Source organism: Streptomyces sp. NPDC049577 (assembly GCF_040675635.1).
Lineage (GTDB): Bacteria > Actinomycetota > Actinomycetes > Streptomycetales > Streptomycetaceae > Streptomyces.
In genome coordinates, this window is sequence record NZ_JBFAPH010000233.1 from 1 (window position 1) to 9,838 (window position 9,838).

Below are 9,838 nucleotides of genomic sequence, written 5' to 3' on the forward strand. Positions count from 1 at the left end.
CGACCCACCCGAGGACTCCACGGCCGTGGTCAGCTGGCTGACCGCGGTCCCACCGGCCGGAACCTCCAGCCGGACCGTCATCGAGTACGAGACGCCAGGCGCCGTTGCCATGGGAATTCTTCTTCTTTCTGGTTCGTGTGATCGGGCTGGTTGTGCTGACCGGTCCGGTCAGGAGGTGATGGTCGCCGCGGCCCGGGCGTGCGGGCGGGCGAGGTTGTCCGGGTGGAGGATCGTGCGGAGCTCGTCCTGGGTGAGCAGGCCCTTGGCCAGGACGAGGTCGTGCACGGCCGCGCCCGTGGTCAGCGCCTCCTGCGCGACGGCGGTGGCCTGCTCGTAGCCGATGTGCGGGTTGAGCGCGGTGGCCAGGCCGATGGACTGCTCGACGAGGCGGGCCAGGTGCTCGCGGTTGGCGGTGATGCCCGTGACGCACCGCTCGGCCAGCGTCAGACAGCCGGCCCGCAGGTGGGTGAGGCTCTTGAGGAGGCTGTGCGCGATGACCGGTTCGAAGGCGTTCAGCTGGAGCTGGCCGCCCTCCGCGGCGAAGGTGACGGTGACGTCGTTGCCGATGACCTCGAAGGCGATCTGGTTGACGACCTCGGGGATCACCGGGTTCACCTTGCCGGGCATGATGCTCGAACCCGCCTGCACGGGCGGCAGGTTGATCTCGGCGAGCCCGGCGCGCGGGCCGCAGGAGAGCAGGCGCAGGTCGTTGCAGGTCTTGGAGAGCTTGACGGCGATCCGCTTGAGCACGCCCGAGAGCTGGACGAAGGCGCCCATGTCCTGGGTGGCCTCGACCAGGTCGCCGGCGACGGTGAGCGGGATGCCGGTGATCGCGCTCAGGTGGCGGCAGGCCAGCTCCGCGTACCGCGGGTGGGCGTTGAGGCCGGTGCCGATGGCGGTGCCGCCCAGGTTGATCTCCCGGAGCAGCGCGCACGCCTCGGCCAGCCGCGCCCGGTCCTCGGCCAGCATCACCGCGTACGCGGCGAACTCCTGGCCCAGCGTCATGGGCACCGCGTCCTGGAGCTGGGTGCGGCCCATCTTGAGGACGTCCGCGAACTCCGCGGCCTTGGCGGCGAACGCCTCGCGCAGCACGTCCATGGCCTCCAGCAGGCGCGCGGCGGCGAGCTGGAGGGAGAGGTTGACCGCGGTCGGGTAGACGTCGTTGGTGCTCTGCCCGGCGTTGACGTCCTCCAGCGGGTGCAGGTGGCGGTACTCGCCCCGCTCGTGGCCGAGGATCTCCAGCGCCCGGTTGGCGATGACCTCGTTGGCGTTCATGTTGGTGGAGGTGCCGGCGCCGCCCTGGATGACGTCGACGACGAAGTGGTCGTGCAGCCGCCCCGCGCGGATCTCCTCGCAGGCCTCCACGATGGCGCCGACCTTGCGGTCGTCGAGCAGGTCCAGGTCGCGGTTGGCGAGCGCGGCCGCCTGCTTGACGGAGGCGAGGGCGGTCACGAGGTCCGGGTAGGCGGAGATCCGGGTGCCGGTGATGGGGAAGTTCTCCACGGCGCGCAGCGTGTGGACGCCGTAGTAGGCGCCGGCGGGGACGTCGCGCTCGCCGAGGAGGTCGTGTTCGGTGCGGTACGGGCCGGGGACGGGGACCGACATGGGGGATCCGATCAGGTACGTGGGGAGGGGAGGAGGGCGGTCAGACCGTGGCCGCTTCGGTGCTGCCGAGGGCGTGGCACAGCAGGCGCTTGCGCTCGGCCGGGTCGGTGGCGGAGAGCACGGCGGAGAGCACGGCGATCCGGGCCTGCCCGGCGCGGAGCGTGCCGGTCAGCACCGCTCCGGCGGCGGCGAGGTCGACGGCGCCGCCCTGGGTGTAGATCTCCGCGACCGGGCCCTCGGGGACCCGGGTGGTGACGGCGACGAGGACGCCGCGGGCCACGGCCGCCCCGACGGCGGCGGCGACCTCGGGGGTGGCGTTGCCCGCGCCGGTCGCCACCAGGGCGATGCCCTGGGCCCCGGCCTCGACCGCGGCGTTGAACAGCAGCGGGTCCGCGTCGCAGTGGTGCATCACGATGTCGACCCGGGGGAGGGCCCCGGCGGCCGGCGGCAGGGGGAGCGGCTCGGGACGCCCGGGCCGCCGCCGGAGGAGGAAGCGGTCGCCCTCGATGTCCGCCACCGGGGTGCCGGACGGGTCGGCGAACGCGTCGGCGGCCAGCGTCCGGACCTTGATCGTGCCCCGGGCGGCGTGCGCCTGCCCGTCGAAGACCACCAGCACACCGAGACCGCGCGCCGCCTCCGCGCCCGCCGTCAGCAGCGCGTCGCGGAGATTGCGCGGGCCGTCGCCGTCCGGCGCCTCGAGCGGGAGCTGGGCGCCGGTGAGGACGACGGGCCGCGGGTCGTCGTGGTGGAGGTCGAGGAGGAAGGCCGACTCCTCCAGCGTGTCCGTGCCGTGGGTGACGACGATGCCGTCCACGGCGGGGTCGGCGAGCACCTCGTGCACGGCGTGCAGCAGGGCGAGCTGGTCGCGGGTGGTGAGCCGGGCGCTGTTCACGCTCATCAGGTCGACGACGCGCACGGTCACGCCGTCCGGCACCGCGGAGGTGGCCAGCACGTCCCCGCCCCGCGCGTCGGCGGCGAACCCGGACCCCTGCCAGCGGCTGGCGATCGTCCCGCCCGTGCTGATGACGACGACCTGACCCATGTCCGGCTTCGCCCCTCTCAAGATCGTTGCAGCCGCCCCCGGTGCGGGCGGCCCGGCAGGGGGCAACAATAGGACGAATCGAACGCAATTGGATCGCTTGTTTGGGCGGGCCGGCCCGGAAACCGTGGTGGATAATCGCGCCATGGACGCGATCGACAGAAATATCTTGCGCGAGCTCCAGAACGACGGCCGCCTGACCATCCAGGAACTCGCCCAACGCGTCGGTCTGACCGCCTCCCCGTGCATGCGGCGCGTCCGTCAGCTCGAACAGGACGGCGTGATCCAGGGCTACCGGGCGGTGATCAACCCCGAGGCGGTCGGACGCAGCTTCGAGGTCCTGGTCTCCGTCGAGGTCAAACGGGACCGAGAGGCGGTCGAGGCGTTCGAGGCCGCCCTCCAGGACATCCCCGACGTCATCGAGGCCTACCGCCTCTTCGGCAGCCCGGGCTGTCTGCTCCGCATCGCGGTCGCCGACCTCACGGCCTACGAGCGCCTGTGGATCGAGCGCCTCACGGCGCTGTCCGGGATCACGGAGGTCAACTCGCAGATCATCATGAAGCGGGTCAAGGAACCGAAGGGACTGCCGGTCGGCTGACGGGCGGGCCGCCGTCTCCCCGAGCGAGCGCGAGCGCGACGGCACGCGCGATCGGCTGGCCCGTGTGGGCCTCGAAGAAGTTGAAGGCCGGGCTCGGATTGACCTCGAAGCAGTAGACCTCGCCGTCGTCGGCCAGGAGCAGATCGATGCCGGCGAGAGTCAGTCCCAGGCGGGTGACGAGGGCCGTGCACCGTTCGGCCAGTTCGTCGGGCAGTGGCCATGGGGTGAGCTCCGCCCGGCCGCCGTCGCGGTGGGCGTAGCGGTAGTCCACCCGGTCGGTCTCGATCCTCGTGGCGAACAGCTCTCCCGCCACGGCGTGCACCCGGACGTTGGTGCCCGGGACGTAGCGCTGGAACTGTACCGGGCAGTGGCGGACGAGCGGCAGCCGGTCGAGGGCCTCGTCGTCGAGGAAATGGACGACGGACCGTACCGCACTGATCGACTTGTAGATCAGCCGGCCGTGCTGGGCCCGGAAATCACGGACGAGGCCGGGGTCGTCGGTGACGAGGGTCTCGGGTACGGCGAACCCCGCTCGGCGGATGAGCTGGGCCTGGTACGGCTTGGACTGGTTGGTGGCCGTCGCGGCGGTGCGGTTCATCACGCAGCCCGGCGCGATCTCGATCCAGCTGCCCAGCACGTCGTGCCACGACTGACAGCGGCGGAGGGTCTCGTCGGCGTCGGTCGTCTCGCGTACTTCGGGCAGCACGTGCCAGTCCATGAGCCGGGTGTAGATGCCGGTCACCGTGGAGCAGTCGACGGACCGGCCGTCCGCGCGCAGCCGTCCCCGGACCCGGGTGCCGTCGACCTCCAGGTCCAGTGGCGTGTCCAGGAAGTGCCGCTGGTTCAGCACGGTGTGGGGCAGGCCGAGGTCGCCGAGTGCGTCGGTGACCGCGGCGATCGGCGGCTCGCTGGGGATACCGCAGATGACGATCATCTCGGCTCCGTCTCCGTCGGCACCCCGGTGAGACGCTCGTGCAGGCACGCGATGAGGGCGCTGCCGCCGATGCGGAGATCGGGCAGGAGACTCGCTCCGGCGAAGTGGGCCCGGTGCCGGCCGCCGCGGCGCAGGTCGATTCCGAGCAGGTCGGTGTCGGCCAGCCGTGCGAGCCGCGTGCAGGCCCGGGCCAGGTCGCCCGTCTCGACGTCGCCGAAGACCTGCTCCCCGCACACCACCACGGTGTGGGTCGCCGGGTCCGCGGGCGGCGCGGGCACCGGGCGACTGGACAGGGACAACGATGACACCGGCAGCCCGGCCCTTGCCGCGAGCGCGTTCCACTCCGCGGCCGAGCGCCAGGTGCCGGACAGGCCCAGGGAGGAGGGGCGGTTGACCGTGACCGGGGCGATGCACGTCAGCCAGCTGAGCAGGAGAGCGCTCATTTCCGCCATGGCGTAGCAGGTATCGGCCTGTGTCGCGAAGGCGAGGCGCTCGACGGGCGCAGAGGACAACCGGTTGAGCGCGCCCTCGACGTCACCGCTGACGAGGGTACGGCCGTCCGCCAGACCGATCTCGAAGCTTGCGCCGTCCACGCCGACGCGGTGCGCGGAGCGCCTCGCGTGGACGAGTGCCTGCGGCGACACGAGCTCCAAGGGCTCCAGGCCACGTTCTCGCAGGCCGGCGTAGGCCCACTGACCGGCACGGTCGCCGGGCTCGCACAGGACCAGCCACATGGGGCCGTTCACCCCTCGTTCTGCTTGTCGACGGCCGGGTTCTCGTAGGCCATGGCGCTTTGCGACAGATCGGGTCGCAGATCCTGGTGGATGAAATGAGTGAGCCGGGCGACCTGCTGCTCGAGCTCCGCCAACCGGTCGGCGATGCCCGGCTCATCGCCGCCGAACCCGGAACCGGTCGGCACCGGTGCCTTCATGAGCTCGAGCGGGGTGTCCTTGTGCTCCTTGTCCTTGCCGTCCTTCTCCTTGTCCTTCGACTCCTTTTCCTTTGTCGACTCCTTCCCGGCCTTGTCGTACCGCGAAAGCGAAAGCGTCCTGTCGCTCGCATCGAGGTCGTTGCAGGCCAGAACGTACGTTGCGCTGCGGGTGTGACTCCCGCCGGTCAAGGGCGCGGCAGAGAAGGGACTGACTCCGATGACCAAGGTCCCGCAGCTGTTCGATTCGATGTGCGAGGGCAGCGACTTCAGGGTGAACCCGAGACCCAGGTCCTTCCCCGGCGGATCGCTGAACGTCAGCGACGCCGTTCCTATGTTGGCGACGGTCAGCGTGATGTCCTCCGGAGCCACACTGGGCAGCACTGTCCGATTGATGATGGTGTTCATGGCGGCCCGTGGCTGACGCGTGCTGTCGGCCTCTTCCGAGGCCACCCACACGAAACCCAGCTCTTCCGGATCGTTGTTCGTGATCCGCAGCCGCCACGGACGGCGGTTCTTGTCGAGGATTTCCAGATGGATCAGGAAGATGTCGTTGGGCTCACGCGTCCAGGAGGCCGTCGCGACCTGCTTTCCGGACTCGTCGGAGACGGACCCCTTGCCGGGATCGCGCAGTACGGCCGCGATCTCCCCTTGGCCCGCCCGCACCTCGATGCTCGGGGCCGCCCCGCCGAGCGATTCGCAGCCGGGTCCCAGCGCCACCAGGCGCAGGTACATGTCCGAGGCGTCGTCGGGCACGGTGAAGGGGACCAGCCCGCTCGTCGCGTGGTAGGCGAGCTGGAGGGGAGCGGTGTCGGGAAACATCTGGAATACGGGTACCACCATGTCAAGGCCCCTTCCAAGGCTGGTCGGTTCCCCGGGTACGTCGTCACGGCCCGAGGGGAACGATGTCGGCGTAGACGAGCCGTCCCGTTCCGTCGGCGGCCGTCGGGCTGGTCTCGAACTCCTGGACGACGATGCGCAGGGGGCGCCCCCCGCTGTCGGGGAGGGTCAGGACGCGGCTCTGCTGGAGTGCGGCAGTGGTGCTGGAGATCGTGGTCCAGCCGCCGGGATCGGCGGCACCCGGTGGTGGGGGAGCCGCCGCGTGTGGGGCGTTCAGCACCTGGAGTTCGGTGCGGACGACGTTCGGCGCGGTACCGGGCCCGAGGCCGTCGACGGACACGGTCGCCTGCCCGGGCGCACGGGTGACGGTGAGCCGGCGGTGCGGCGGAAGCTGGAGGGGCTCCGTCCGGACCGCGGCCGACACGCAGGGCACACCGGCCATGGTGTACGGCTGGAAGCGGGCCAGGGCGAGCCGGACGAACGGGAAGTAGGAGGAGGCGACCACCGGGGACAGATCGATGTCGGCGTACCACCGGTCGCCCTCTTCGTCGTACTGGACCGCGTACGGGATCGCCGTCAGTGTCCGTTGCAGCTCGGGCAGGGTCACCTCGGTGCCGGCCGACGGTCCGTTGAACTGACCCGGCGTGAGGACGGCGGGGGGCGATCCCGTGTCCCGGACCGGGTCCCGTCCCGCGACACAGACGTACCGGAGCGCGTCGTCGGGCGCCGAGGCGTTGGGCCAGGCGAGCAGGGCGAGCGCCTCGTCGTCCCCGGAGGCGAACCAGGGGCGTTCCAGGAAGACGCGCAGCCCGCCGCCCTGGCGCAACCGGGTGAGCGACTGTCCGTCGGCGGTCTCGGTCCAGCGGAACGTAGGGACGGCGTACTGGAAGCCCGGGGTGGGCGGCCGCGCTGAACTCGGCACGTGCGTGACCTCCAGCACCCCGGTTGCCTGACAGGCGCGGGGGTCCGCCGCGAGGGCCCGCTCGAAGCAGTCCTGGAAGCGCGACACCCCCGTGAGGGTGTAGGTGACGAGACGGTGGCGGGTGTCGCCGAACTCCTGCCGGATCTCCGGCAGCGCCTGGTACAGGGGCAGGTGCTGGACGTCGTACGACCCGATGTGCGCCTGCCGCTTCTGCGGGGCCGGCCGCGCGGGTGGGGCGTCCTCCTGATCGGTCCACTCAGCGCCGACGTCGAGGCGCCCGGTACTCGGTATGTCGATCAGCAGCCCGCCGGTCTGGAGGACGGCGTCGGTGTCCCCGGCCCCCCGATCGGCCGTCAGCCGTCCACCGGGGTCACGCAGGGGCCGCTGCACGGCATGGACGAGGGTGACCGTCCTGGGCGGTGTGACCAGACGGTTCTCCCCCTGGACGATGTGCTGGAACGTGTCGGGGTCGTGGGGGTCTATGCCCAGCCAGATCGCGATGCCGAAGAGCTGGACGTCCGCGGTCTTCGGGCAGGACGGAATGTCGAACGTCACCTGTTCCGCCGGGCCGAGCGCCACCGTGACGAGGCGGTGGTCGTTGGACCGGGTCACCTTGCAGCCCTTCGTCGCTGCCTCCAGACGCAGCGCCACCGGGCTGAAGGCCGGCCAGTCGCCCCGCCACTTGGCGATCTTGGCCAGGTTCTGGATCTCACCGGGGGTTCCGGTGTCCGGGTCGATGGGCCGGGGCCGGGCGTTCAGGGCGATGTGCGTGCTCCCCGGATCGGCCAGCCACGGAGTCACGACACCGTCCTCGGGGACGGTCGTGTAGGGGGGCGTGTCCGTGCCGGCCTCGGCTCCGACGACGACCGCTCCGGGGATGTCCCGGACCTCGCGGTCCGCTCGTTTGGCGACCCCGAAGAGTCTGTTCACCTCGGAGGCCGGGGTGTTCGGGCCCATGGCCGCGTCGAACCGGCCGTGCTGCTCCGCCAGTTCCAGCGAGCACTGCGGCGCGAGGAGCTGGCGCAGGTCGTAGGCGCGGTAGCCGTGCTGTGCCGCGTAGTCGCTCGCCGATGTGGCGCGGTCGCTGCGGACGACCATGCGGTCCTGGCCCTCGCCGTCGGCAAAGGCACGGGTCGGCAGGATCTCCGGCGGCGAGAGCGGTTCGTACCGGTGGTGGGTGAAGACGTCGGTCTGCTGGTCGCCGGGACCGGTCTCGTCGCCGCGCAGTCCGCCGCCGGCGAGGTCGGCGATCCTGACGCGCAGGCGGTAGTCGGAGCCGAACCGCAACCTTGGCAAGGAGCCGGGCTCGCACGCGACCTCCACCTCGAACGGCTGCGAGGGAGGCGTCGTCGGCAGACTGTCACCCGTGTCCATGACCCTCTCCGGCCGCTGTGCGACCAGGCTCCAGCCGTCCCACCGCGCCACCGTCTGGTGGATGAACAGCGCATCGTCCGCGTCGGCGCCCGTCGTCAGCGGAGCGGGCCGCAGGTACCCCTCTTCGAGGAGCCCGGCCGCACCATCACCGGACGCCCCCTGACCGATCGGCACGCCGCCGATCGTGTACCGCACCCGCCTTTGGCACAGCGAGTACCAGCGGCCGGTCTCGACATCGAGGATGTCGACCCGGTACCCGCCCAGGAGGGAGTCCGCGGAGAGCGCGGGGGAGAGGAGGCCGCTGACGCTCGCGCGCTGGTGCGCCCTCTGCAACTGCCTGCCGTGCTCCGCCTCACGGTCCCGTTCGACCAGGGCGAACCCCATCGAACGCAGGGTGGGGAGGGCTCCGGTCGCAGAGTCGGCGCCGGACGAGGAGGCTGCCGTGTCCGACACCGCGGCGCCGACCATGCGCAGGGCGGCACCGTCCACGTCGAACGGCATCAGCTCGAACCGGGGGTTGCCGGAAGGTGCCACACCGGCGCCGGCCAGGGGGAGGAGTCCCTTGGCGAACTCGGTGGCGGTCGGCCCCGGAACGGACGCCGGGACAAAGCGCTCGCCGTCCAGGAGGTAGGCCGTGCTCGGACTCAGGTCCTGCTGCGCGGCACCGGTCCAGCCGGTGGGCGGATTCGGGTCCGGGTCCGGCCACCGGGGAACGACGCGCAGCTCCGCGGGGTCTCCCGGCGCCAGCTGGGAGACAGGCACCGCCAGGTCCACCAGCAGACCGAGGGCCCGCAGCAGCAGGGGATGGTCGGCGAGGCGGGCGACGATGTCGTGGAAGTCGCTCTGCGGTACCCCTACTGAGTGGCTCAGTGGGGTGAACTCGGAGGGGTCGCGCCGGTAGAAGGCGTACGCCCGTGCCAGAGCGGACCGGTCCGCCGGTGAATCCGCGGGTCCGCCGCTCAGTCCCTGGACGGTCGTCTGCCACATGTCGCTGATGCGCCGCAGCTCGGCCCGCAGGCCGGCGTGGGTCTCCGGCACCGCTCCCCGGTGCGCGAAGTGCGCGCGGGCGGTGGCCGTGTAGACGCCGCGGATCTCCTGGGCCGCCTCCGATGCGGGGAACTCCCTGACGTCACGTCCCTCGTAGGAGGCCGACTGGTACGGCCGTACCGGTGTGTCGCCCGCGAACATGGCCTGCCAAGCCTTCAGCTGTTGGGCAACGGAGAACTGTACGGTCCGTCCGTCGGCGGTCGTATAGGGCACGCAGAGGGAATCGAGGGTCCGCTGCGCGCGGTGGACCTCGAAGCGCAGTGCGGACAGGCGCTGGGGCCAGCTCTGCATGCCGAACCGCGTCACGGTCAGGCCGTCCCCGCCGGGACCCAGCAGGCGTGGTGTCAGCAGCACCGACAACAGTGCCATCGGCTCCGGCCGGCCGGGTACCGGTACGGCCCGGCCTGCCGGGAGCACCGTCCAGACGAACTGCCTCGACAGGGTGGTTGTCGCCATGCTCTACGCTCCTGCGAACATCCGGCAGTAGGTCTGCCACGGGTACGACTCCCCCTGGGGCCCGTACGCTTCCTCGACCGACTGCGCCTTCGGGG

The 9,838-nt window shown here is 71.4% G+C and carries 7 protein-coding genes; 1 reads left to right on the plus strand and 6 read right to left on the minus strand.

Annotation, left to right across the window (positions count from 1 at the left end):
- Positions 1-168: 168 nt before the first annotated feature.
- Together aspA and AB0K09_RS23295 are read right to left on the minus strand one after the other, a co-directional pair.
- Positions 169-1,605 carry an aspartate ammonia-lyase gene (gene aspA, locus AB0K09_RS23290; protein WP_366067312.1) on the minus strand — a complete coding sequence of 479 codons (1,437 nt, stop codon included), beginning with the start codon at positions 1,603-1,605 and terminating at the stop codon, positions 169-171.
- 40 nt (positions 1,606-1,645) lie between these two features.
- The gene (locus AB0K09_RS23295) at positions 1,646-2,647 is read right to left on the minus strand and encodes an asparaginase (RefSeq protein WP_366067313.1); all 1,002 of its coding nucleotides are present in this window, start codon (positions 2,645-2,647) and stop codon (positions 1,646-1,648) included.
- Positions 2,648-2,789: 142 nt separating this feature from the next.
- On the opposite strand from AB0K09_RS23295, the gene AB0K09_RS23300 reads away from it, so the two are divergent.
- A complete protein-coding gene (locus AB0K09_RS23300) occupies positions 2,790-3,242 on the plus strand; it encodes an Lrp/AsnC family transcriptional regulator (RefSeq protein ID WP_366067314.1) in 453 nt (150 codons plus the stop codon).
- Here AB0K09_RS23300 and AB0K09_RS23305 read toward each other — a convergent pair.
- The 4 genes from AB0K09_RS23305 to AB0K09_RS23320 are packed head-to-tail and all read right to left on the minus strand — an operon-like array spanning position 3,211 to position 9,743.
- Positions 3,211-4,176, minus strand: a complete 966-nt coding sequence (locus AB0K09_RS23305) for an ATP-grasp domain-containing protein (protein WP_366067315.1) — start codon at positions 4,174-4,176, stop codon at positions 3,211-3,213. The two genes, AB0K09_RS23300 and AB0K09_RS23305, sit on opposite strands and share 32 nt — an antisense overlap.
- Positions 4,173-4,922, minus strand: coding sequence for a hypothetical protein (locus tag AB0K09_RS23310; protein ID WP_366067316.1), 750 nt, complete (start codon positions 4,920-4,922; stop codon positions 4,173-4,175). Before AB0K09_RS23310 ends, AB0K09_RS23305 begins: the two co-directional genes overlap by 4 nt.
- Entirely contained in the window at positions 4,919-5,947 is a 1,029-nt protein-coding gene (locus AB0K09_RS23315; protein ID WP_366067317.1) for a hypothetical protein, read from the minus strand. The genes AB0K09_RS23310 and AB0K09_RS23315 overlap by 4 nt, the downstream gene beginning before the upstream one ends.
- A 43-nt stretch (positions 5,948-5,990) precedes the next feature.
- Positions 5,991-9,743, minus strand: a complete 3,753-nt coding sequence (locus AB0K09_RS23320) for a hypothetical protein (RefSeq protein WP_366067318.1) — start codon at positions 9,741-9,743, stop codon at positions 5,991-5,993.
- Positions 9,744-9,838: the final 95 nt, after the last annotated feature.

Bases quoted from the DNA above. Each gene is read 5' to 3' on its own strand.
- AB0K09_RS23315 (WP_366067317.1), bottom strand. From the start codon at position 5,947: ATGGTGGTACCCGTATTCCAGATGTTTCCCGACACCGCTCCCCTCCAG.
- AB0K09_RS23320 (WP_366067318.1), bottom strand. From the start codon at position 9,743: ATGGCGACAACCACCCTGTCGAGGCAGTTCGTCTGGACGGTGCTCCCG.
- aspA (WP_366067312.1), bottom strand. From the start codon at position 1,605: ATGTCGGTCCCCGTCCCCGGCCCGTACCGCACCGAACACGACCTCCTC.
- AB0K09_RS23300 (WP_366067314.1), top strand. From the start codon at position 2,790: ATGGACGCGATCGACAGAAATATCTTGCGCGAGCTCCAGAACGACGGC.
- AB0K09_RS23295 (WP_366067313.1), bottom strand. From the start codon at position 2,647: ATGGGTCAGGTCGTCGTCATCAGCACGGGCGGGACGATCGCCAGCCGC.
- AB0K09_RS23305 (WP_366067315.1), bottom strand. From the start codon at position 4,176: ATGATCGTCATCTGCGGTATCCCCAGCGAGCCGCCGATCGCCGCGGTC.